The following is a 21,555-nucleotide window of genomic DNA, read 5'->3' as shown; positions in this document are numbered from 1 at the left end:
CAGGGATGATTGGCGAGGGCTAGATCCTCTTTTCCCAGCGATCCGGTTCTGCATAGCGCGGGAGCGATGTGCCCTGGGCAGCCCCGGCCAGGTAAGGCGCCAACCGGTAATCGAAGCGGCCGGCATAGACAAGCACTACGCCGATCTGGGGTTGGATGACCTTGACCTGGATCCGGTGCTTGCCCTCGTTCTCGTCCCACCATTGCTCCGCAAAGGCCTTTGCGTCCAAGGCTGCCGGCAACGGAATGCGCAATGGACCCAGGAAGAGCCGGCTGGCTTTCGACACACCTCGTAGCCGGCCGTTGGGCATGGCAGTTACGTCAAGGTCCGTGACGAGGCGACGGTAACGGCCAACATGGTCCACCAACCGGATCGGTGCGGGCGTGACGGAGCCGGTCTGCGGCGTGATGATAGCGCTCGTGGTGTCGTGGAACAACCGCGTCCCGGAGGGGAAGTAGATTTCACGCCGTGCCGTGAGGGCTTGCCGGCCAAAGGGATCCACGTGGGCATGGTTCTCAATACGGAACGGTATGCCTTCGCCGTATTCAGGGAAGAAGGCCTCTTCGCTTCCCGTCAGGGCCAGCAAAGGACGCAACCATTTTTGCTGGCACCCTACAACGTCAAAGACCCCCTCACCAATTCCATATGACCCGGAGCCTGCCGCCAGGGAGAAGTACTCCTGGAGTTCGGGTGCCAACTTGGTGAAATCATTGCCCAGGGCGAGCTGGTAGATAGGTTCGTTCATTGGAGTCCTTCCTAGAGCCGCCCGGCCGCTTTAAGCCGGATGTAGGTGTCAGCAAGCAAGGGAGGGACTTCAGAGGGTTCGGCGTCCACCACTTCAGCCCCGAGTTGCCGCAATTGTTCTGTGACCGCAGCGCGTTCCAGCAGGGCGCGCTCCGCGGCGGCGGCACGGAAAACCTGGCTGGCGGTGGAACGTCCGGCTTTCATTGCTGCCAGCAAGGGGTCCCGGACAGATGCGACCACCACTACGTGCTGGCGGACCAGTTGGGCCACCATGGGGAGAAGGCCTTCCTCGGGGGCGCCGCCGTCGAGGGCTGTCAAAAGCACCACCAGCGAGCGGTGCGCCGATACGGCCCGTACCTGGCCTGGGATCTGCTGCCAGTCCAGTTCTATGAGTTCGGCCTCCAACGCCGCCATGGCTTGAACGAGTTGGGCCAGGAGGTTGCCTTTCGAAGCAGATTCGACCCTCGCGCGGAGCATCCGGTCGTAGGCGAGGAAGTCAACCCGATCCCCGCCCCGTTCCGCTAGAACCGCGAGCAGCAGCGCAGCCTCAATCCCGGTATCGAGCCTCGGCTCGTCGTCAATCCTGGCCGCTGCGGTTCGGGAGGTGTCCAGAACGATCACAACCCGCCTGTCCCGTTCCGGACGCCAGGTCCGCACCACCACAGATGTGCGGCGGGCGGTTGCACGCCAGTCAATGGATCGGACGTCATCGCCGCGAACGTAGTCCCGCAGGGAATCGAACTCCGTTCCCGCGCCCCGGATTTGCACAGCCGCCCTGCCATCAAGTTCGCGCAGCTTGCGAAGTTTCGATGGCAGATGCCGTTTGGAATGGAAAGGCGGCAGCACTCGAAGGCGGGCGGGAAGTGTCCTCGTCCGCTGCCGTGCGGCCAGCCGCAAGGGTCCATACGAACGGATCGTCACATGTGGGCTCTCAAGATCGCCGCGACGCCGTGGCATTAGGGATACCGTCACGCGGCGACGTTCGCCGGGTGGAACGTCAAGCGCCTGGGCTGGGTTAAGGGCTCCAGCGGAGGGTTGCCAACCATCCCGGACCATCGCCCGCAGCTTTCGGCGGCCCAAGTTGGTCACCGTGAGGACGGAATCAACATGACTCTCCAAAGTGACGTTGCCCGGTTGCTGGCGTGCCAAGCCCAGCTTGGCTGGGGAAGCCGCCAGGATAAGGTCAAGAGCCAGGAACAGCAGCAGTCCGATAACGATGAACAGCACCGTGCTCCAGGCCGGAAACAGCAGCAACGGAACCAGCCCGGCAACTGCCAGCAACACAAAACGACCCGTGATGGCCATCAGGGCACTCTTGCCATTGCTGTCATCTGCATCACCGGCAGAATCAACGAGGCACCGGAACGGACGCGAGGATGCTTCCGAGCACGTCGTCAACGTGGATGCCATCCATCTGGGCCTCAGGACGCAGGCCTACCCGGTGCCTGAGGCAAGGCAACGATAAGGCTTTGACGTCGTCCGGTGTCACGAAGGGCCGCCCGGACAGCCAGGCCCATGCCTTCGAAGTGTTCAGGAGGGCAGTAGCGCCGCGAGGAGAGACGCCCAGTTGGAAGGACGGGGCTGACCTGGTTGCCCGGACTACGTCCACAATGTAGGCCAGGATTTCCGGTGCGACGGCCACTTGCGCTACAGCCACACGAGCGTTGGAAAGCTCGACGGCGCCAGCCACCGCCCGCACGCCTGCCGCAGCGAGGTCTCGGGGGTCGAAGCCACCGGCGTGCCGGCGGATCACTTCGATTTCCTCGGCTCTGCCTGGCAAGGGCATGGTCAGCTTGAGAAGGAACCTGTCCAATTGGGCCTCGGGCAGGGGGTAGGTTCCTTCATATTCCACGGGATTCTGGGTGGCTGCCACGATGAATGGTGCAGGGAGCGGCCGCGATACGCCATCCACGGAAACCTGGCGTTCCTCCATGGCTTCCAGGAGCGAGGCCTGCGTCTTGGGTGGCGTTCGGTTTATTTCATCGGCCAGCAGGATGTTGGTGAAAACCGGCCCTTCGCGGAAAGTGAATTCCGATGAATGCGAGTCGTACACCAGGGAGCCCGTGACGTCACCGGGCATGAGGTCCGGGGTGAACTGTACGCGCTTGGTTTCCAGGCTCAGGGCAGTGGACAACGCCCGGACCAACAGGGTCTTCGCGACGCCGGGCACGCCTTCCAGCAGGACATGGCCGCCGCAAAGAAGGGCGATCAGCACGCCCGTAACTGTGGGATCCTGCCCGACCACAGCCTTCCCAACCTCGTTCCGGACGTTCAGCAGGGACTGTCGGGCAGGATCCTCCGTACCGCTGCGGTGGCCGCCCTGCTGTGTTCCATGCACATGCGGATCGCCTGCGTGCGCCTGGTTTACCTGGTGGGCCGCGCCACCGGAGTATTGGTTGGTGCTGTCCGTGTAGTTGTTCGGCTGGTTGCTCATCGGGCCGTCGCCTCCTGTTCGATTCGTTCGATCTGTTGTGCCCACTGCACCAGTTGTCCTTCTGTCTGCGGCTTGGAATCAATGAGCGCCCACCGGATCGCGGGGGACTGCCGTCCAAGGCGCCGGGCCACGGCGTCGATGATGGCCTCCGCGGTGGTGTCCGTCCCCAGATTGAAATGCTTGGCCAACCGGGCGAGGGTTCCTGCCCGTAGATTGTCGGCGGCGCGTTCCACGGCACGTGAATCCTGATATAGACGTGCACGCCCTTCGGCTGTTTCTGCGGCCTTAACCACCACGGGAAGCGGTTCAAAGACCAACGGTCCCAAACGTCGTCCGCGCCAGAGGATGGCAAGGATAGCTATGACGGCCAGCCATGGACCCGCAAACGCCACCCACGGCGGTGCAAGCTCGTTGAGCGTCGGGGCGGATCTATCGGACGCTACATCCGCGAGGCCTGGTGTGTACCAGACCAAGTTGGGGGCGCTTCCCAAGGTCCGCGTCGCCAATGCGGCGTTACCAGCGGCCGCGAGGTGTTGGTTTTCCAGCAACTCGGTGCTCCCCAAAACAACGACGTGCCCATCGGCCGAGGACACGTAAAGTCCTGGTCCATCACTGCGGGTGGCGTAGCAAACTACGGGCCCCAGGTACACCGGTCCTTGTGCGGCAACGGGTCCCGCCTGCTCCGCGTCTTCCTGGCCGCAGCCTGGTTCAAGGTTTTTTGTCGCTTCGGGAACCACCCCGCCGGGACGGAAGTCCGGATCGAGGCCGTTCAACGTGCGTAGGCGCGGTGCGACCACCACCACCCGCCCGGCTGCAGCCCTCACATCCTGCAACTGTGATCTGTCCAGGAAACCGCGGGGGTCATACAGCAGTACGGTGGAGTCGTCGTCGGAAAGTGCGGCCAGGGTGTCTTCGAGGGTATCGGTGGGAGTTATGCCCACACCGTGGCGCCCCAGTATTTCGGCCAAGGCCATGGCCCCGTCGGGAGCGGGATTACGGGTAGATAAGGACCGTGAATCCTTGGGTGCCGAGAACCGCTCCGCTACCAGGAACGTCACGAATGCGGCAAACACCACCCCCAGCGCAATCCAAACCAAGTGCCTGCGGAACCAACTCCACAATGCGCTGACCCGCCGATGAGGAGGAGTTCCTCCCTGTAAAGCTTCTGGCACCTGTTCCTTGAGGGTCATCGCGGCACCGCGAATCCCTGCTGCTCCTGGTCACTGAAGTCAGGTGTCAGGGCGAGGAGGTCCATATCCAGCTTGCGCAATTCGTCATAGTCCGAGCGTGTTGCCGCCTGTTCTCCATAGCGGACCGCATCAAACAGGCGGGCGGCATCGACCAGTCGGTGTTGAGCAGGGGTGAAGGCCAGGCCCAAGTGGCCTGCGGCCTCATCGGCCGTCCGCCCGGCCCGCGCTTCAATGACATCCCGTTCCTCCGCGGAACGCACCAAGGCCCGGAACTGATCGACGACGGCGTTAGGCCAGTCGCCGTCGTCGGCCGCGGCAAGAGCGCGCTTCCGGTACGTCGCAGCATCCACAGCCGCGTCCCTGCCGTACATGCCGCTAACGGAGGTCTTTCTCTTGGCATTCAGCCTGGGCCGGACAACGAAGATAGCCACCACAATGAGCACCACAGCCAAGGCGATGATGACGGGAACAGCGAAGTTGCTTTCCGGGGAAGTTCCGTCCCCTTCCAGGGAGTTGAGCCAGTCCAGGAAATCCCGCCAAAGCTGGTCCAGCCAACTGGGTCGGGCTTGGGCATACTGCGCCTTGGATAGTTCCTCCTCCGCCCAACGACGTGCTTCCGCACCGTCAGGCGTCACCGGCGGCTCCATGCCGGCCAAAGCGTTAATGGAATGGCCTAATGTTTCCCTCATGCCTGCGGCCAGCGGCCAGGAAGAGTGCCTGGCCAGTGGCCCCCGCCCGGGGGCCACGTGTTGACGTGTACCTGTTGTGGGGGACCACCCGGAATTCCGTCCGGATCTGCACCGCTTTCCATCAGCCGCATCAACTCCACGTCCAGCCCATCCCGGCGCATTCGAAGATCCATATAGATGAGCGCGGACACGGATGTTTGGAAAGCGAATGTCACAGACCCCACCAAAGCCCCAATGATCATCGAGATCACGGTGGTGAGGATCAGAGTGGAGGCCACTGTTTCGGCGTCCGGGTGGGGGGAGATTACCGATCCAATGGCGGTCGCGGCGAGAGAAGCTGGAATCTGCACTATCTGCGCGATGATTCCCACCATGATGCTCACCAACAGGGTTATGCCGAAGATCCGCCACCAATTGCTCTTGGTCAACTGCCAGGATCGCAAGAGTCCGTCATAGACGCCGATCCGCTCCACGACGATGGCGGCGGGAGCAAACATGAGCTTCAGCCCAATCCAGACAAAGACAATGATGGCCCCGAAACCCAGGGGGATGACAATCAACAAGGCAGCCGGTCCCAAGGCTGTGAACAACAGCACAGCAATCCCGACGACGGCGGCTGCGGCCAGCAGTCCACCGATAGTGAGGAGGGCTGCTACCCCCAGGAGAGGCAGGATCCGCCCGACGGCCAGCTTCCACATTTGCCCGAAGCCTGTTCGTCGGTTCAGGACAGAACGGGAAACCGGAATGACCATGACGCCTTGGAGAACGGCGCCGAGAAAGCCGATTAGCACGGAGACTCCCACCGAACCCGCCATGACGGCCAGGAACGGGCCGAAGAATCCAGCCGCGTCCTCACTGAAATCCGTCGATTCCAACGAATCCATGAGCTCGTACATGGCAACGGTCACAACGCCCAGGAGGGCTGCGGCAATGGCCTGGACGATCAGGGCTGAACCAAACATGGAGGCGGCATTCCGGCGTATGGTCTGGAAGGAGCCGTCGAGCAGCTCGCCGAATTGCAGGGGTCGTAGGGGAATGACACCGGGCTTGGGTGGGGCAACATACATGGGTTGGCCATAGGGTGGTCCGCCGGGCGCAGCCGAAGGCCATACACCCGCTGGTCCTCCCGGAGGGTAGCCGGGCCAGTTGTTGCCGCCGCCCTGAGGGGCTGCCCACGCGGGCGGACCGCCCCACTGGGGCTGGTTGCCCCACGCAGGCTGACCGCCTGGATATGGCTGCTGGCCGTGCTCTGGTTGTGACACGATTTCCTCCCCAAGAGATCCGGCCCGCCGACATCCGACGTCCCCCACATGGACCTTCGCCCCAAGCCTATAGTCCCGGTGTCCTCCCTCATAGCCTGAGCCCATACTGCCCGGACCGCAGGTCTACGTCGAGCAAATCGCGGCCGTACAGTACGGTGGAAGTGCCTTGGGGGACGCCATGCCGTGCGCCCGCCCAACAGGACAAAGGCTTGGCGATAAGGGAATATATAACTATGAAGGCACGCATTCTGGTAGTTGACGACGACGAAGCGCTCGCAGAGATGATTGGTATTGTCCTGCGCAATGATGGCTTCGAGCCCGTATTCTGCGCAGACGGCGGCCAGGCTCTTGAAGTGTTCCGTTCGTCCAAACCCGATTTGGTGCTCTTGGATCTCATGCTGCCGGGTTCGGACGGCATTGAAGTTTGCAGGCAGATTCGTGGAGAATCGGACGTTCCCATCGTCATGCTTACGGCGAAATCGGACACCTCGGATGTTGTCCGCGGGCTTGAGTCCGGTGCTGACGACTACGTGCCCAAGCCTTTCAAACCCGCTGAGCTCGTGGCGCGGGTCCGTGCGCGCCTTCGGCCGGGCGAACAAAAGGCTCCGGAAACCCTGCGGATTGCTGACGTAACCATCGACGTCGCAGGGCACTTGGTCACCCGCGGTGGAGAGCGTATCTCGCTCACACCGTTGGAGTTCGACCTCCTGGTGGCATTGGCCCGCAAGCCGTGGCAGGTCTTTACACGCGAACTTTTGCTTGAACAGGTGTGGGGATACCGCCATGCCGCCGACACCCGGTTGGTCAACGTCCATGTTCAGCGTTTGCGCTCCAAGATTGAACGGGATCCGGAAGCGCCCGAGGTTGTATTGACGGTGCGTGGTGTCGGGTATAAAGCAGGTTCCTGAGTCTCCCGCCGGCAAGACCGGCACCACAGGCAAGGACCAGAGTCCGAACAGTCCGGAGCAGCGCGCCCAGGGGAAGACGACATCCTTGGAGCAGACCGCGGAGACTTCGGCGTCCGGGAATTCACCCTCTACTCCCAGCGATCCACTACCAAGGAACCTTCCCTGGCTGATGTGGCGCGCCCGGATATGGACTCGACGTGGCCTAATTCTGGTTCTGAGGGTTTCCCGCCTCGTCTCGATCGGTGTCCGGCAGATACGGCCGGGTCTTCGCTTCCTCTGGCGTTCTTTGCTGAGGCGATGGCGGCGGTCATTGGAGTTCAGGACCGTGCTGACCACGCTCCTGCTTGCCGTAACGTCCTTTGCGATCGTCGGTGCGTACCTTTCCAACCAGATCGCCAACAACCTTTTCCAGGAGAGGCTGGCCCAAGCGGAGTCGGAGTCCCGCTACAACGTAAAACAGGTTCAGGACACCTTCGACGGCGCACAGGTTACTGATCAATCAAGCGTCATCACGTTGGTCTACGACACGTTAACCGCGGTAGAGGGCCGGGGCTCGGTGATCCAGCGGCGCTACGTCTTTGAAGCCGTCCCGGAACAGACCAAACCCCGTAACCGCTGGGTGGAGTCGCGAGCCTCGGACCAGCTCACCGTCCGCGTCATCCCGCCGGAATTGCGAAAGGCTGTCCAGGACGGCGGGAAGCAACAGTTCTGGGCCTCCATGCAGTTCCCTGTTGGAAACGAGGACCGCCCCGGTATTGCTGTCGGAAACAAAGTCACCTTTAACGGCACTGCCTATGAGTTGTATTTGATCTATGACCTGAACACTGCACAGAAGACCCTGGACGAAATCCAGAACGTGCTGTGGGCCGGTGGTGCGGCGCTCGTGCTCATGATTGGTGCCATCGCCTGGTACGTCACGCGCAATGTGGTCAGCCCTGTGAGCCATGCTGCCGTGGTGTCGGAAAAGCTGGCGGCGGGCCAACTCCAAGAGCGCATGGTGATCAAGGGTGAGGATGAGGTTGCCAGGCTTGGTGCTTCGTTCAACCATATGGCGGCCAGCCTGCAGGAACAGATCACCCAGTTGGCCACGCTGTCCCAAATGCAGCAAAGGTTCGTCTCGGATGTCTCGCACGAACTACGCACCCCATTGACGACCGTTCGCATGGCCGCGGAGGTCCTTTACGACGCCCGTGAAGACTTCGATCCTATGAACAAACGCTCGGCCGAACTCCTCTATCACCAAGTGGAACGGTTCCAGTCCTTGTTGTCTGACCTGCTGGAAATTTCGCGCTTCGATGCCGGTGCTGCCGTCTTGGACGCCGAACCCCAGGACATATTCCAAGTGATCTCGCACGTCATGGAGGGCGCAGCACCCGTAGCCTCCGAATACGGTTCTGAGGTCCGCCTGAACGCCCGTCAGAAGAGCATCATTGTCGAAATGGACTCGCGCAGGATCGACCGGATCCTGAGGAACCTGCTCCTCAATGCCCTTGAGCACGGCGAGGGAAAGCCGATCCACATTTCTGTGGCAGCAAACCACGACGCCGTGGCTGTGGCCGTGCGGGACCACGGCATTGGAATGAGCCAAGCGGAAGCTGCCAGGGTCTTCGACCGCTTCTGGCGGGCTGACCCGGCACGCGCCCGAACTACTGGTGGAAGCGGACTGGGATTGTCCATCGCCGCCGAAGACACCAAGCTCCACAACGGCTGGCTTCAAGCATGGGGTCGCAAAGGGGCGGGCTCAAACTTCAGGTTGACATTGCCGCTCAAGCAAGGTGGAACCATCCTCAAGTCGCCCCTGCAGTTGGAACCTGCGGACATCGACTTGCCCGGAGCCCGTAGCGAACGCCAGATGCTTGTCCTGGGTACGGGTTTTGGCACCACAGACGGCAAATCCGACGTCGGAACACCTCCTTCGGATGACGAGGGAAAGGGCGGTGCATCATGAGGTTCCTTTGCACCGGACGCAGGCGGGCCTTCGTTGCCGCGTTGGCGGCGCTGATGGTCTTGCTGGCCTCGTGCGCCCAGATTCCCCGGTCCGGTCCAGTGGGAAAGAGCCAGGATGAGGGAGCAGGAAACCCCAACGCCCCTGTATTCTTCCCCGCAGCACCGCGTGCAGGCTCCACACCGGAAGCCGTCATTGAGGATTTCTATATGGCTGGCAGCGGCTATGAGGACGACTATCCCGTAGCGCGGCAATATTTGACCCAAGCCCAAGCCGTAACGTGGAAGCCGGATAAGCGGGCCATCGTTTTCCGCGGAGCCCACGTGGTCAAGACGGCCGTGGAGAATGAGTACCTCTACGAGGTGGACCTTGCCTACACAGTGGATGCGGACGGAATAGCGACGCAGTTCCCACCGGGGACCAAGGAGACCATCCCAGTCTCGCTGGAGAAAGTGGAGGGGGAGTGGCGGATCTCCAAGGTTCCGGATGGTACTGCGATTCCGGAAGAGACGTTCAAAGTCATTTACGGCGCTTTTCCGATCTACTTCTATGATCCCACGTTCACGTATGCGGTGCCGGACTACCGATGGTTCATCAAGAAGAAGACTGTTAAGTCCATGACCAGCGCCCTGCTTGCCGGGCCTGCGCCGTATTTGCGTGGGGCGGTGGTGAGCGCCTTTCCCTCCGGAATGAAGTTGGCCCGGGAATCTGTCCCCGTCGTTTCAGGGGCAGCCCAGGTGGATTTGTCGGCCAAGGAACTGTTCGATGCATCGGCAGAAGACCGCCAACGGATGCAAAACCAGCTGGCATTAACCTTCAGGGGGCAACCGGACGTCATCAACGTCCAGCTTCGCGCAGACCAGGACCTGGTCCGCGTCGAGGACAATGGGACAGTTCTGCCGCCGGTTGTGGACAAGAATGTGCCTGCCCGCCAGATCGCCGTCAGTAACGGCGACTTGGTCCGCTATGAGAACAATCGCGTTTCGCCATTGCCTGACATTCAGTCGGTTGCGGGGCTCGGCCCCCATTCGCCCGCCGAGTCGCCGGTATCCCAAACCGTTGCCTTCCTCAACGGCGACAAAACCACGTTGTACTCCATCGAGCCTGGTCAACCGGCCCGGCAACTGACCACCCGAAGCACTTTGACCGGGCCTTCGTTCAGTCCTCATGATTGGGTTTGGACGGCGGGACCAGGCGCCAGCGGGAATACTGAGGTTGTGGCTTTCAAGCCCACTGGCGTTGCCCCTGGCATGGCTGTGCCCACGGCGACCATATCTCCCACGTGGCTTTCCGGACGGACTGTCAAGGATTTCCGCATCTCACGCGAAGGTACCCGGGCGCTGGTGATATCCGAAGCTAACGGTAAATCAGTGGTTCAGGTTACGGGCATCGTCCGGAATGCAGACGGCGCGCCGAAGGATCTTACGACTCCGATCACTCTTTTCACTTCCACCTCGCCTGACCAGGGAGTGTGGGTCAACGGATCCACCGTTGCCGTAATGGCCAGTTCGGCAACGGCTACCGTGGTTCCGGAGTTGCTCTCGCTGACCTCGGGGGAGCCGCAGCAACTGGCGCCGTGGGACGGCCTCATGAGTCTGAGCGCAGGTAACGGGGCAGAACAGATCTACGGCCAGTCCACAGCGGGAATCTTTCAACGTGTCGGAAATGGTTGGGAACTTCAGCTCAAGGGCCCTACGGAGCCGGCCTTCCCGGGCTGACCGGGAGCCAGACACCCTGGAGGCGCCGCCCCACAAGACCGTGGTTGTTCACATAGCAGGCTGCTGGGCTATTACCGGACCAAAAAGTGGCTAAGGCTACCAGCATGAATGTTTTCGTGATCAACCTCCCGTTTGCCGTCAACGGTCCTCGACCTGCCCAACGCATCCAGCGCCGGATTGACCCGGATGTCGGTGCCCCGGACCCCTCAGGACCCCGGCGACGCGGAGAGGACCGGCGCCTGCTTGGGCGCCTGATTGCCAACTTGCAAGCGGCACTGATGGAGTTGGTTGCACTCCTGGTTCCCGTTGATTGCGTCTGCTGCGGTGTGGAAGATACCGTCCTGTGCAGGGATTGTGCGAAGCGGGTGCGTCAGCTTTGCAGGAACCCCTTCAGGGCCGAACAGGAATCGCCTGCGTTGGTCGATGTTGAAGGCAGTGTAAAGCTGGGTGTGGTGGCCGCAGGGCCCTATAGGGATGAACTTTCGCAGTCCCTGTTGTCCTTCAAGAGCTTCGGCCAGTGGCGGCTGGCTGAGGTGTTGGCGCCCTGCTTCGGAAACGCACTCCGTCTGGCCATTGGTGACCAGCCGGGGTTTTGCGTTGTTCCCGTTCCCAGCAGCGGCAAGGCCTTCCGAAGCCGCGGTTTCAGCCCCGTACACGTTCTGCTCCGATGCATGAAGAGACGAGGGATGTTGTCCCGGTGCCCGGGTTTCGATGCGCTTGAGAAGACCGGGAGCCGCCTGGAAAGCCGACGGCTGGCCGCAACGTGCAAAGACCTGATCGGAAGTGGCGTCAGGGCCATCCTTGGCACCGAGGGGAGAGATGGTTCCACGGGCCAAAAAGGACTCGGCAGGGGTGAGCGTGCCAGGCGTGTCCGGGATTCCATGAGGGTTCGACCCCGCTGCAGGGAAAAGATGCGCGGACAAAGATGCCTGATTGTGGACGATGTTCTCACCACTGGAGCCACCCTTGCGGAGGCTGCCCGGGCAGTGTCTGCGGCTGGCGGGATAGTCTGCGGCGCCGTTGTTCTCGCGGCCACGAGGCCACCAGCCTACGCCTCCCATACCCCCGGGGACGAGCCCCCTGGTGGGGTTAAGACGCAAACAAAAAATAAGTGACCAAAGGGTGAATAACTCGTGCCGATGAACTAACGTCGGTTGTGGGTACCAAGAACAGATGTACCTGTCGATAGCGGCTCGGAAAGGGGCTCGACTGTCCGTCAGACCAGCCCCCTACAGCGTCGTTATCGTGTCACCTGAGTTATTTGGAGGGCACCATGGAGTTCATGATCAGCGGACGAAATCTGACAGTTTCTGACCGCTTTCGCGAATATGCCGGCGAGAAAATCTCAAAGATTGAATCGCTGGGGGACAAAGTCCAGCGAGTCGACGCCAAGGTTTCCAAGGAGACCAACCCCCGGCAAACGCCGGGACAGCTCACCGTTGAAGTGACCGTCCTGGGCCGAGGCCCTGTTATCCGTGCCGAGGCCACAGCCGCTGACAAATTTGCTGCCTTCGATCTTGCGTACAACAAGCTGCTTGAGCGGTTGCGTCGCGCAAAGGACAGGAAGAAGGTGCACCACGGGCGCCACACGCCCAAGGCCGTTCGGGAAGCAACGGCCTCCCTCGAGCCCGCGAGTGCCAGTGAGCCAATTTACGCAGGCGCCAACAACCACCAAGAGGCTGAACCGCAGGCCGATGAGCGGTCGCCCTACGACATCGAGAACGATATTCCAGCAGGTGATTCACCCGTTTTGATCCGTCGGAAGGTTTTCCCCGCCGCATCCCTCACACTCGATGATGCAGTGGACAACATGGAACTGGTGGGGCACAACTTCTACCTGTTCCTGGATAAGGAAACCAATGCGCCCTCGGTTGTATACCGGCGCAGTGGCTGGACTTATGGTGTCATAACCCTCGACTCCACCTGCGAGCCCGGCGAGGAAGCCGTGGAGGAGAAGATCCACGCGTACCGCTCGGATGACCAGGCGGCCACCGCCAAGTAAGGCTTAATCGCACGAGAAAGGACTTCAATGACCGCTTCGCTGAGCCTGTCACAGGCACGGCGGATCGCATTGGCAGCCCAAGGATTGGCGAAAGTCCGGCCCGCCGGCCCCGTGACCCCACGGGCGGTGGGCCGGACCTTTGCCCGGATCCAGCTTGTCCAGATCGACTCCGTGAACGTGCTGGCTCGGAGCCACTATCTGCCATTCTTTTCCCGCCTGGGAAACTACGATCCGGCAATCCTTCACTCCATGGCAGGCCGAAAACCGCGCAAAATGATGGAGTACTGGGCTCACGAGGCCAGCTATATCCGTCCGGAGCATTTTCCCGACCTGCTTCTCTGGCAAAAGCGGGCGTGGGTGGGGGCACATCACATGGAGCCCGCGGTGCGGATCGCCATGGAGGAACGAATCCTCGCAGCCCTTGAGGCCGGACCGCCGATGACGGCGTCTGCCTTGACTGTACAACTTGGGCACATCCCGGACACCGAAAGCGCAAATTGGGGCTGGAACTGGAACACCGTAAAGCGCGTTCTAGAGCACCTGTTTGAAGAAGGCCGTGTTTCAGCGGCTTCGCGGACACCCCAATTCGAACGTCTCTACACACTTACTTCCAGGGTTCTGCCGGGTTCGGTACACAGCGGGATGGATGCAGATACCGCCCTTGACCGGCTCATGGATGCAGCTGCCTTGGCACATGGCATCGGAACGGTCCGGTGTTTTGCCGACTATTTTCGGACCCCGCTGAAGGCTGGGGAGGCGTCGGTGCAGCGCCTCCTCCAGGCAGGCCGGCTGGAGCGCGTTTCCGTTCGCGGTTGGGACCGGGAAACGTACCGGCACATCGATGCCAGATTGCCACGCAAGGCCGAAGGCCGGGCGCTGCTGAGCCCTTTTGACTCGCTCGTCTTCGAGCGGCGGCGCCTGGAAGAGTTGTTCGGATTCCACTATCGGATTGAGATCTACACGCCTGCTGACAAGCGCCGTTTCGGCTACTACGTTTTGCCCTTCCTGCTCAGGGAAGGCATCGTGGCCCGGGTCGATTTGAAGGCTGACAGGGCCGCAGGCCAACTCTTGGTTCGGTCCGCATTTGGTGAACCAGGAGCGCCACCGGATACCGCCGTCGAGCTTTCCGCCGAATTGTGGCTCATGGCCGAATGGCTCGGCCTTCAGGAAGTTGTTGTGTGGCCCGTGGGGGATCTCGCGGTTTCACTCTCCGAAGCTGTGGCCGGAGGCCCTATCGGGCGTCGTGGGCCAGATGGGCAAAGCAGTCCGCTCACAGGGGAACCGGATAACGTGGCGATACTCTCTCCCGTAGACTGAAACAGCCAGAATTCGGCAGCATGAGACTGGGAGCAATTTCACGTGGCATCACTAATCGAAAAACTTCTCCGCACGGGTGACAAGAAAACACTCCGGCAACTGCGGAACTATGCCGATTCCATCAATGCCCTGGAAGACTCTTTCAAGACGTTCTCTGACGCTGAACTTCGGGAGGAAACAGACCGCCTGCGCTCCCGGCATCAGGACGGCGAGACCTTGGATGCCCTCCTGCCGGAGGCATTTGCTGCGGTCCGTGAGGCCTCATCCCGAACGTTGGGCATGCGGCACTTTGACGTCCAGCTTATGGGTGGCGCCGCACTTCATCTGGGCAACATTGCCGAAATGAAAACCGGTGAAGGCAAGACCCTCGTGGCAACGGCGCCGGCCTACCTCAATGCCCTTACGGGCAATGGCGTCCATGTGGTCACGGTGAATGATTACCTTGCCGAATACCAGTCCGAGCTCATGGGACGCGTCTACCGCTTCCTTGGCCTTACCAGCGGCTGCATCCTCTCCAACCAGGATCCGTCAGTGCGTCGGCAGCAGTACGCCGCAGACATCACCTACGGTACAAACAACGAATTTGGCTTCGACTATTTGCGCGACAACATGGCCTGGGACGCCAGTGAACTCGTTCAGCGGGGGCACAACTTCGCCATTGTGGATGAAGTTGACTCGATTCTGATCGATGAAGCGCGTACCCCCCTCATCATCTCGGGTCCGGCCCAAGGCGACACAAACCGCTGGTTCAGCGAATTCGCAAAGGTCGTTCTCCGGCTACAGCCGGAGGTCGACTACGAAGTCGACGAGAAGAAGCGGACTGTTGGTGTCCTGGAAACCGGAATTGAAAAGGTGGAGGACTACCTCGGTATCCAGAACCTGTATGAATCGGCCAACACCCCTCTCATTGGTTTCCTGAACAACGCCATCAAGGCGAAGGAACTCTTCAAGCGCGACAAGGATTACGTCATACTCGACGGCGAAGTCCTGATTGTTGACGAGCACACAGGCCGTATCCTTGCCGGGCGACGATACAACGAAGGCATGCACCAGGCCATCGAGGCCAAGGAAAACGTCGAGATCAAGGCCGAAAACCAGACCCTGGCAACGGTAACCCTGCAGAACTACTTCCGCATGTATTCGAAGCTGTCCGGCATGACGGGTACGGCCGAGACCGAGGCCGCCGAGTTCATGAGTACGTACAAACTCGGAGTTGTACCCATTCCCACCAACCGGGACATGCAGCGCATTGACCAGTCGGACCTCGTCTATAAGAACGAGATCGTCAAGTTTGACGCTGTAGTCAAGGACATCGCGGAACGCCACGAAAAGGGCCAGCCAGTACTTGTTGGCACCACCAGCGTCGAGAAGAGCGAATATCTCTCCAAGCTGCTGGCAAAGGAAGGAATCCGCCACGAGGTTCTCAACGCCAAGAACCACGCACGGGAAGCCTCCATCGTCGCTCAGGCCGGACGTAAGGGTGCCGTCACGGTGGCAACCAATATGGCAGGCCGCGGTACCGACATCATGCTTGGTGGCAACGCCGAATTCACTGCTATCGCAGAGCTCGCCAAGAGGGGGCTCGACCCCGAGGAGAACTCGGAAGAGTACGAGGCAGCATGGCCGGAGGCACTCGCAGCGGCCAAGCAGGCGGTTAAGGACGAGCACGAGGAAGTACTGGACCTTGGCGGCCTATATGTGCTGGGCACCGAGCGCCACGAGTCCCGCCGGATTGATAATCAGTTGCGCGGCCGCTCCGGACGTCAGGGCGATCCCGGGGAATCCCGTTTCTACCTTTCACTGACCGACGACCTCATGAGGCTGTTCAATTCCGGTGCTGCCGAGCGACTCATGAACAGTTCCGTGCCGGACGACGTCGCGCTGGAATCAAAGCTCGTTTCCCGTGCCATTGCCTCGGCTCAAGGTCAGGTGGAAGCCCGCAACGCGGAGCAGCGCAAGAACGTCCTCAAGTACGACGACGTCTTGAACCGCCAGCGTGAAGCGATCTACGGGGACCGTCGTCGGATCCTCGAAGGCGATGACCTCCACGAAAAAGTTCAGTTCTTCCTGGAAGACACCATCAACGCCCTTATTGAAGCCGCCACGGCAGAAGGCAACGGCGATGATTGGGACTTCAACCAGCTCTGGTCAAACCTGAAGACGCTTTACCCAGCCACCGTCACTGCGCAGGAAATCATTGATGAAGCCGGCGGTAAGTCCAGGGTCACTGCCGAATTCCTCAAGGAAGAGATCCTCTCTGACGCGCGGCTGGTGTACCAAGCCCGTGAAGAAGCAATTGGCTCCGAAAGTATGCGCGAGCTGGAGCGCCGGGTGGTTCTGTCGGTGCTTGGGCGTAAATGGCAAGAACACTTGTACGAGATGGACTACCTCAAAGAGGGCATCGGGCTGCGGGCCATGGCTCAACGCGATCCGCTGGTGGAGTACCAGCGCGAAGGCTTCGTGATGTTCCAAAGCATGATGGAAGCCATTCGGGAGGAAAGCATCGGGTTCCTCTACAACCTTGAAGTTGAGGTGACCCCCGCCGAAGATGTCGTTGTTGCCGACGATACTGCGGCAGGTGCACACACCGAGCACCACGATCCCCAGATCCGCGCTGCCGGTCTGGAGACACCCGAAAAGCCAGCGCAATTGCAGTACACAGCCCCAGGCGAGGACGGGGCGAGCCAGACCCGCATCGAAGGCCGCTCCTCGGGCCGATCGGGTAATCCTGCTAAAGCAGCCACCCAGGAACAGCGCAAAACCGCCAAAAAGAAGCGGCGCTGATCCAGCCACCCTGTGAGAGAAGGCCCCGGACACAAGTCTGGGGTCTTTTTTCGTAGATCTGCTGCCTCCCGGTTGAGGCAACCTGGTTGGCTCACGGGTGCCACGGGTGCCTAGCCAATCTCCAGGGCGGTGACCTGCCATGTCCCGTCGGAGTGTTCCAACCTCATGGCAATTGCGCGCGAGCGCTGCTCCTCAGAGACAACGATGCTGACCTCGTAGATGGAGTCTGAAATGGCGCAAGCACGGACGGAACGGACCATTGGGCTTCTGTGGACCTGAACCGTGCCGCGGCTACGTGCAGCGTGTTCGCGTGTAAGGGCAGCCCGATGCTGAAGCGAAAGAAAGCATTGCGCATCGAGGGATCTGGACAACTGGAGAGCAGGCCTGGTCCCCGCAAGTACCTCTACTGCAGCTTGGGCGATGCTTCGTGCCACTAGCCTTACGTCCAGGGTAGAAGCGTCGGCACCGGCATTCGGTGCGGGACGATTGGCTCTTTGGCGGTCTGCGTGGCGGCGTGCAGTTGCAACAGTCATGGTCAATCCTCATGAGTTCACTCTGTGAGCCGTTGCGCGGGCATCGCTTGGCTCAGGTTGCTACGTCTGGGATGACAATGGGACTGCCTTACGTCTTGAACGAGTGCCCCTGAGTGGGTGCCGTTCTTTACAGTCGGATTCTTTACTGGCGGATTCTTTACGGGCCGCGAGGACCTTAGTCCGGCGTTGGGGGCTGCAGTACTTGCCCCGGGCGCAAGGACGCGGGGTCGTCACCAATGATCCTTCGGTTGGCTGAATACCAGCTCGGCCAATGGAGAGCGATGTCAACGTCTGTCGCGAAGGGTCCAAGGTGGTCCGCGGCAATGGACCACAGCGTGTCACCCGGCTTGACGGCAACGCCGGCCTCCACGGGGTGTTCAAACGCCATCTCGCGAGAGCCTGGGCGCGACAGGAGGTCAGGCTCAACTATGGGAGGATGTGGCCGCCATGCAGGCCCTGTCCGGGTTGCCTCGCGGCTTTCTTCGGTGGTTACCGCTGGAACCATTTCCACAGCGGGCACGGGTCCTTGTACGCCAGCTGATGGATGCCACGCTGCCATGCCCGCGGCGCCATTGGAGGTGGCTTGCCATTGTGGTTCCGGCATTGCGGCAGCCTGTGCGGCCTGTATTCCGAGGAAATTCAGGCTTAGAAGGGCAAACGCCAGCCTTAGCATGAAACCTGGACTGAACTTGGCGATGGCGTCGGCCCTCCCGCTCCTTCCCGCGCCATGCAGAACTGCAGCCCAGGCTGCGAGGCCAAGTGAAAGGATCCACCAAGACACAATGGCAATTCCCGAGGCGCTGGATGCGAGGGCCAGGACGTGCTCGAACGTACTTGCCTGTCCGTGGGACACATCCACCTGCCACTGCCCCAAGAGGCTCTGCCCGACGATTACCAGCAACAGCCCCAGCGCGAGGAGCACGGCGGCAAAGGCGGCATCGTGGCGGATCCTTGGTGGATCGCTGCTCATTCTTACCCTTTCGGCTCTTTAATGCTGTTTGATATCATTTGGTGCTGTTTGCTAATTCTGAGCACAGTCGAAGGGCTTTGTCCAATCATGACGGGAAAATCCCATTGCGGTTGGCGCCACGCGCTACGGGTCCTATTGTGACCATATGAGATGGGACTCTCTCTTCGAAGATCTGGAAGCGCAATTTTCTGCTGAGCGCACCTTGGCCCGTGAATCGGAAATATCCGAACGCGTGCGGGTCGAGCTTGCCGGTCTGGACCTTGCGGACAGGCTTCGAGGAGTCGCCGGAGCTGAGATCGCTTTGGTGCTGAGCGGCGGTATTTCTCTCCAAGGGACCCTGGGCCACATTGGCGGTGACTGGTTTGTGTTGGTCGTCAACGGACGGCAATGGCTTATTCCATGCGCATCGGTAAGTCATTACGACGGACTCGGAAGATTGGCTAGAAAACCCGCCTCCCAGGTCCAAAGTTCGCTAAGGCTTGCCAGCGCCCTCCGGGGACTCTCCCGTGACAGGGCGCCGGTGACAGTCGTCCTGGCCACTGGTCCGGGGGGAGACCAGAGGCTCCATGGTGTCATCGACAGGGTTGGGCGGGACCATTTCGATTTTGCGGATACGCGGGGCGAGGCGCGGCGGGGCGGTGCAGTGGCTGCCGTGAGGACGATTCCCTTCACATCACTCGCGGCCCTATGCTCAAGCGGGAACCAGGGACTCTAGCCGTTCATATCCGTGTTTGGCCGCCCAACGCTAGCTCGACTTGGACTTGGCCTCTTCAATCATGCGGCTGGCCTCGGCGTACCGCTCCTCGATGTATTGCTCCAACATCTTTTCCTCGATGCGCCATTGCCCGCGTCCTCCGACCTGAATGGCTTTCAACTCACCGCTGCGGACCAGGGCGTAGGCCTGCGGCGAATTTATCTGCAGTTGTTCGGCGACGTCCGCCAGAGTCAGGAATCGGGGCATGTGACTATTTTGGCATCTGTTGGCACCGTTTGACACAGTTATCCACAATTTCCATTGATTTGGGGTTCTTGACTTTGGCTTGCGCCGGGTCACGGCAACAATGAAGAGGCGCGGGTAACCGTGCCATGAAACTTCAATGGGGGAGCGGGAAAATGGATCCGAGTACAGGCGTCGCCAGCAACAGGTTGAAGAAGCCGTCTTGGAAGGATCCACGCCTATTGGTGGGAGTGCTGCTCATGCTTGTATCCGTCGCCGGGGTCATCTCAGTCGTTAGTACCGCTGACCGGACCACACAGGTTTATGCCGCACGGGAGGGTATCGCGGTTGGCCAAACCGTGGGGCCAGAGGATTTAACCGTCGTCCAGGTTCGCTTGGATGACGTCGAGTCCGGCTACGTAACCGTGGAGGGCGGAATTGCCCAGGGCAAGGTGGCGCTACAGAGAATTGAGAAGGACCAACTCGTTCCACGGAAGAGCCTCGGGCAGGCTGACGCCCTGAATCGCAAGCCCGTTGCCATATCAATGGATGAGTCACTTCCAGCGCAGGCAGTTCCCGGGGCGAAGGTGGACGTCTGGGTCGCCATGCCGGGCTCGCAAAACGCCTTTGAAGAACCACAGCTATTGCTGCCTGGTGCCGAAATTGCAGAGGTAACTGTGGGTTCCGGTGCCCTCGGCGCCTCAAAGACAACGGTGGTGCTGGTGCTGGTCACGGACAAGCAGATGCCCAAGCTGCTGGGTGCCAAGGCAAACGCCGCCAAGGTATCTGTTGTTTGGAACCCCGCGGGCATCAATCAATGAGCATCCCGGTCATAACTGTTGGCCAGGCACAGGAAGCGGTGGTTGGTGGGCTGGAGCGCTTGCATGGCCCCGTCACAGTGGTTCGCCGGTGTTCAGAGCTTGCGGAGTTGATGGCTGCTTGCCAAAGCGGCCTTGCCTTGGCGGCAGTCGTTGCCGAGGGCTGCGAAGAACTAACCGCTACATTGGTGGATCGGCTGGCTGCCGTAGGCGTGTCCATTCTCGCCTTGACCGTGGACCCGGTGGAGGTCTCGAGGCTCACCGCCATTGGTGTAGTAACAGCATCTACTGATATTGAGCCCGCTGCCCTTGCCGTGAGGATTTCCGAGGCAGTCGGTCGCCACAGTGGGCATGTAGGCGCGCGCACCTTCCCAGACGCCGGCTTCGCAGACTCATCTGCGGGATTCCAATTGGTGCCGGAAACCCGAGTACCCGAAGCGGCCGGCTCAGGGAGGGTAATAGCTGTGTGGGGACCAACAGGCGCGCCGGGAAGAACTCTGGTTGCGGTAAACATGGCTGCCGAGTTGGCGGCCGAAGGCAAGTCCGTGATTCTTGTGGATGCTGACAGCTACGGTGCGAGCGTGTCGGCCATGCTGGGGCTGTTGGAGGAGTCTGCTGGCCTCGCCCAGGCCTGCAGGCTCGCTGACCAAGGATTGCTGGATTCGGATGCACTGGACCGGGCTGCTACGCCTATCTTCACCAAGAGTGGTGGATTTCGCGTACTCACTGGAACTACAAGGGCGGACCGCTGGACTGAACTGAGGGCCTCTGCGCTCTCGCTTGTCCTTGAAAGGGCCAAGCAGGTCGCCGATGTAGTCGTCGTGGACACCGGTTTCTGCCTGGAAGCAGACGAGGAATTGAGCTTTGACACTATGGCGCCACGCCGCAATGGCGCTACCCTGCGCAGCTTGGAGTTGGCAGACGAGGTTTTTGCCGTCGGGGCTGCGGACGCGATCGGCGTTCCGCGGTTGGTCCGTGGCCTTGCCGAGCTCGAAGCTGCGGTTCCGCAGGCAACGCCACGTGTGCTCCTGAATAAGGTTAAGCGGGCGTCGGCGGGCCGTTCTCCCAGGCAGCAGTTATCCGAGGCCTGGGAGCGCTTCGGCCCTGGCCATGGCGTTGATGCCTACTTACCTGCGGACGCGGAAGCGTGCGATGCCGCACTGTTGTCGGGGTCTGTCTTGCTGGAATCATCGCCCGACTCTCCCTTGCGTAAGGCCATTGCGGGGCTGGTCTGTGCACCTATCCAGCAAAATCGGAAATCCCTTGTCCGATCTACCAGACCTTTCGGTCTGCTTAAGCGCTAG

General features: G+C 60.9%; 20 protein-coding genes. 10 read left to right on the top strand and 10 right to left on the bottom strand.

Annotation, left to right across the window (positions count from 1 at the left end; genetic code table 11):
* Positions 1-19: 19 nt before the first annotated feature.
* The 6 genes from LDN90_RS16930 to LDN90_RS16905 all read right to left on the bottom strand — a co-directional run bounded on the left by LDN90_RS16930 (position 20) and on the right by LDN90_RS16905 (position 6,319).
* Positions 20-745 (bottom strand): DUF4166 domain-containing protein, encoded by a 726-nt coding sequence (locus tag LDN90_RS16930; RefSeq protein WP_223946423.1) that lies wholly within the window; start codon positions 743-745, stop codon positions 20-22.
* 11 nt (positions 746-756) lie between these two features.
* Positions 757-2,049, bottom strand: a complete 1,293-nt coding sequence (locus LDN90_RS16925; RefSeq protein ID WP_223949322.1) for a DUF58 domain-containing protein — start codon at positions 2,047-2,049, stop codon at positions 757-759.
* Between the two features lie 43 nt (positions 2,050-2,092).
* Positions 2,093-3,178, bottom strand: a complete 1,086-nt coding sequence (locus LDN90_RS16920; RefSeq protein WP_223946422.1) for a MoxR family ATPase — start codon at positions 3,176-3,178, stop codon at positions 2,093-2,095.
* The gene (locus LDN90_RS16915) at positions 3,175-4,254 is read right to left on the bottom strand and encodes a DUF4350 domain-containing protein (RefSeq protein WP_223946421.1); all 1,080 of its coding nucleotides are present in this window, start codon (positions 4,252-4,254) and stop codon (positions 3,175-3,177) included. Before LDN90_RS16915 ends, LDN90_RS16920 begins: the two co-directional genes overlap by 4 nt.
* 110 nt (positions 4,255-4,364) lie before the next feature.
* Positions 4,365-5,057 carry a DUF4129 domain-containing protein gene (locus tag LDN90_RS16910; RefSeq protein WP_223946420.1) on the bottom strand — a complete coding sequence of 231 codons (693 nt, stop codon included), beginning with the start codon at positions 5,055-5,057 and terminating at the stop codon, positions 4,365-4,367.
* Positions 5,054-6,319, bottom strand: coding sequence for a hypothetical protein (locus tag LDN90_RS16905; protein WP_223946419.1), 1,266 nt, complete (start codon positions 6,317-6,319; stop codon positions 5,054-5,056). The genes LDN90_RS16910 and LDN90_RS16905 overlap by 4 nt, the downstream gene beginning before the upstream one ends.
* Before the next feature lie 233 nt (positions 6,320-6,552).
* On the opposite strand from LDN90_RS16905, the gene mtrA reads away from it, so the two are divergent.
* The 3 genes from mtrA to LDN90_RS16890 all read left to right on the top strand — a co-directional run bounded on the left by mtrA (position 6,553) and on the right by LDN90_RS16890 (position 10,890).
* A complete protein-coding gene (mtrA, locus tag LDN90_RS16900; RefSeq protein ID WP_144649950.1) occupies positions 6,553-7,227 on the top strand; it encodes an MtrAB system response regulator MtrA in 675 nt (224 codons plus the stop codon).
* A gap of 169 nt (positions 7,228-7,396) precedes the next feature.
* On the top strand, positions 7,397-9,175 hold the full coding sequence (gene mtrB, locus LDN90_RS16895) for an MtrAB system histidine kinase MtrB (RefSeq protein WP_223949321.1): 1,779 nt from the start codon (positions 7,397-7,399) through the stop codon (positions 9,173-9,175).
* Positions 9,172-10,890, top strand: a complete 1,719-nt coding sequence (locus LDN90_RS16890) for an LpqB family beta-propeller domain-containing protein (protein ID WP_223946418.1) — start codon at positions 9,172-9,174, stop codon at positions 10,888-10,890. The genes mtrB and LDN90_RS16890 overlap by 4 nt, the downstream gene beginning before the upstream one ends.
* Positions 10,891-11,096: 206 nt before the next feature.
* On the opposite strand, the gene LDN90_RS16885 is transcribed toward LDN90_RS16890, so the two are convergent.
* Positions 11,097-11,813, bottom strand: a complete 717-nt coding sequence (locus LDN90_RS16885) for a hypothetical protein (protein WP_223949381.1) — start codon at positions 11,811-11,813, stop codon at positions 11,097-11,099.
* On the opposite strand from LDN90_RS16885, the gene LDN90_RS16880 reads away from it, so the two are divergent.
* The 4 genes from LDN90_RS16880 (at position 11,772) to secA (ending at position 16,993) form a co-directional block, all read left to right on the top strand.
* Positions 11,772-12,005: a phosphoribosyltransferase gene (locus tag LDN90_RS16880; RefSeq protein WP_223949320.1), complete on the top strand. Its 234-nt coding sequence runs from the start codon at positions 11,772-11,774 to the stop codon at positions 12,003-12,005. The two genes, LDN90_RS16885 and LDN90_RS16880, sit on opposite strands and share 42 nt — an antisense overlap.
* Positions 12,006-12,163: 158 nt before the next feature.
* Positions 12,164-12,892: a ribosome-associated translation inhibitor RaiA gene (gene raiA, locus LDN90_RS16875; RefSeq protein ID WP_216924033.1), complete on the top strand. Its 729-nt coding sequence runs from the start codon at positions 12,164-12,166 to the stop codon at positions 12,890-12,892.
* A gap of 27 nt (positions 12,893-12,919) precedes the next feature.
* Positions 12,920-14,209, top strand: coding sequence for a crosslink repair DNA glycosylase YcaQ family protein (locus LDN90_RS16870; RefSeq protein ID WP_223946417.1), 1,290 nt, complete (start codon positions 12,920-12,922; stop codon positions 14,207-14,209).
* Between the two features lie 42 nt (positions 14,210-14,251).
* A complete protein-coding gene (gene secA / locus LDN90_RS16865; RefSeq protein WP_216924031.1) occupies positions 14,252-16,993 on the top strand; it encodes a preprotein translocase subunit SecA in 2,742 nt (913 codons plus the stop codon).
* A 110-nt stretch (positions 16,994-17,103) separates the two neighbouring features.
* Here secA and LDN90_RS16860 read toward each other — a convergent pair whose 3' ends face one another.
* Together LDN90_RS16860 and LDN90_RS16855 are read right to left on the bottom strand one after the other, a co-directional pair.
* A complete protein-coding gene (locus LDN90_RS16860) occupies positions 17,104-17,526 on the bottom strand; it encodes an Rv3235 family protein (RefSeq protein WP_223946416.1) in 423 nt (140 codons plus the stop codon).
* Positions 17,527-17,701: 175 nt separating this feature from the next.
* Positions 17,702-18,496: a LysM domain-containing protein gene (locus LDN90_RS16855; protein WP_223946415.1), complete on the bottom strand. Its 795-nt coding sequence runs from the start codon at positions 18,494-18,496 to the stop codon at positions 17,702-17,704.
* 145 nt (positions 18,497-18,641) lie between these two features.
* Here LDN90_RS16855 and LDN90_RS16850 point away from each other — a divergent pair, with 145 nt between their 5' ends.
* Positions 18,642-19,211, top strand: coding sequence for a hypothetical protein (locus LDN90_RS16850; protein WP_216924028.1), 570 nt, complete (start codon positions 18,642-18,644; stop codon positions 19,209-19,211).
* A gap of 30 nt (positions 19,212-19,241) precedes the next feature.
* On the opposite strand, the gene LDN90_RS16845 is transcribed toward LDN90_RS16850, so the two are convergent.
* Positions 19,242-19,457: a helix-turn-helix domain-containing protein gene (locus tag LDN90_RS16845; RefSeq protein ID WP_216924027.1), complete on the bottom strand. Its 216-nt coding sequence runs from the start codon at positions 19,455-19,457 to the stop codon at positions 19,242-19,244.
* 152 nt (positions 19,458-19,609) lie between these two features.
* Here LDN90_RS16845 and LDN90_RS16840 point away from each other — a divergent pair, with 152 nt between their 5' ends.
* Together LDN90_RS16840 and LDN90_RS16835 are read left to right on the top strand one after the other, a co-directional pair.
* On the top strand, positions 19,610-20,254 hold the full coding sequence (locus LDN90_RS16840) for an SAF domain-containing protein (protein WP_216924026.1): 645 nt from the start codon (positions 19,610-19,612) through the stop codon (positions 20,252-20,254).
* Complete coding sequence (locus LDN90_RS16835; RefSeq protein ID WP_223946414.1) at positions 20,251-21,555, top strand: P-loop NTPase; 1,305 nt, start codon at positions 20,251-20,253, stop codon at positions 21,553-21,555. Before LDN90_RS16840 ends, LDN90_RS16835 begins: the two co-directional genes overlap by 4 nt.

Origin of the sequence: Arthrobacter sp. NtRootA1, from assembly GCF_019976975.1 — a bacterium.
Classification (GTDB): domain Bacteria; phylum Actinomycetota; class Actinomycetes; order Actinomycetales; family Micrococcaceae; genus Arthrobacter; species Arthrobacter aromaticivorans.
This window is presented reverse-complemented; position numbering and strand designations above follow the sequence as displayed.

Coding starts and splice junctions, on each gene's coding strand:
- LDN90_RS16855 (WP_223946415.1), bottom strand. CDS start 18,496: ATGAGCAGCGATCCACCAAGGATCCGCCACGATGCCGCCTTTGCCGCC.
- mtrA (WP_144649950.1), top strand. CDS start 6,553: ATGAAGGCACGCATTCTGGTAGTTGACGACGACGAAGCGCTCGCAGAG.
- LDN90_RS16880 (WP_223949320.1), top strand. CDS start 11,772: ATGAGGGTTCGACCCCGCTGCAGGGAAAAGATGCGCGGACAAAGATGC.
- LDN90_RS16920 (WP_223946422.1), bottom strand. CDS start 3,178: ATGAGCAACCAGCCGAACAACTACACGGACAGCACCAACCAATACTCC.
- LDN90_RS16910 (WP_223946420.1), bottom strand. CDS start 5,057: ATGAGGGAAACATTAGGCCATTCCATTAACGCTTTGGCCGGCATGGAG.
- LDN90_RS16840 (WP_216924026.1), top strand. CDS start 19,610: ATGGATCCGAGTACAGGCGTCGCCAGCAACAGGTTGAAGAAGCCGTCT.
- LDN90_RS16890 (WP_223946418.1), top strand. CDS start 9,172: ATGAGGTTCCTTTGCACCGGACGCAGGCGGGCCTTCGTTGCCGCGTTG.
- LDN90_RS16870 (WP_223946417.1), top strand. CDS start 12,920: ATGACCGCTTCGCTGAGCCTGTCACAGGCACGGCGGATCGCATTGGCA.
- LDN90_RS16860 (WP_223946416.1), bottom strand. CDS start 17,526: ATGACTGTTGCAACTGCACGCCGCCACGCAGACCGCCAAAGAGCCAAT.
- raiA (WP_216924033.1), top strand. CDS start 12,164: ATGGAGTTCATGATCAGCGGACGAAATCTGACAGTTTCTGACCGCTTT.
- LDN90_RS16930 (WP_223946423.1), bottom strand. CDS start 745: ATGAACGAACCTATCTACCAGCTCGCCCTGGGCAATGATTTCACCAAG.
- mtrB (WP_223949321.1), top strand. CDS start 7,397: ATGTGGCGCGCCCGGATATGGACTCGACGTGGCCTAATTCTGGTTCTG.
- LDN90_RS16845 (WP_216924027.1), bottom strand. CDS start 19,457: ATGCCCCGATTCCTGACTCTGGCGGACGTCGCCGAACAACTGCAGATA.
- LDN90_RS16850 (WP_216924028.1), top strand. CDS start 18,642: ATGAGATGGGACTCTCTCTTCGAAGATCTGGAAGCGCAATTTTCTGCT.
- LDN90_RS16835 (WP_223946414.1), top strand. CDS start 20,251: ATGAGCATCCCGGTCATAACTGTTGGCCAGGCACAGGAAGCGGTGGTT.
- LDN90_RS16925 (WP_223949322.1), bottom strand. CDS start 2,049: ATGGCCATCACGGGTCGTTTTGTGTTGCTGGCAGTTGCCGGGCTGGTT.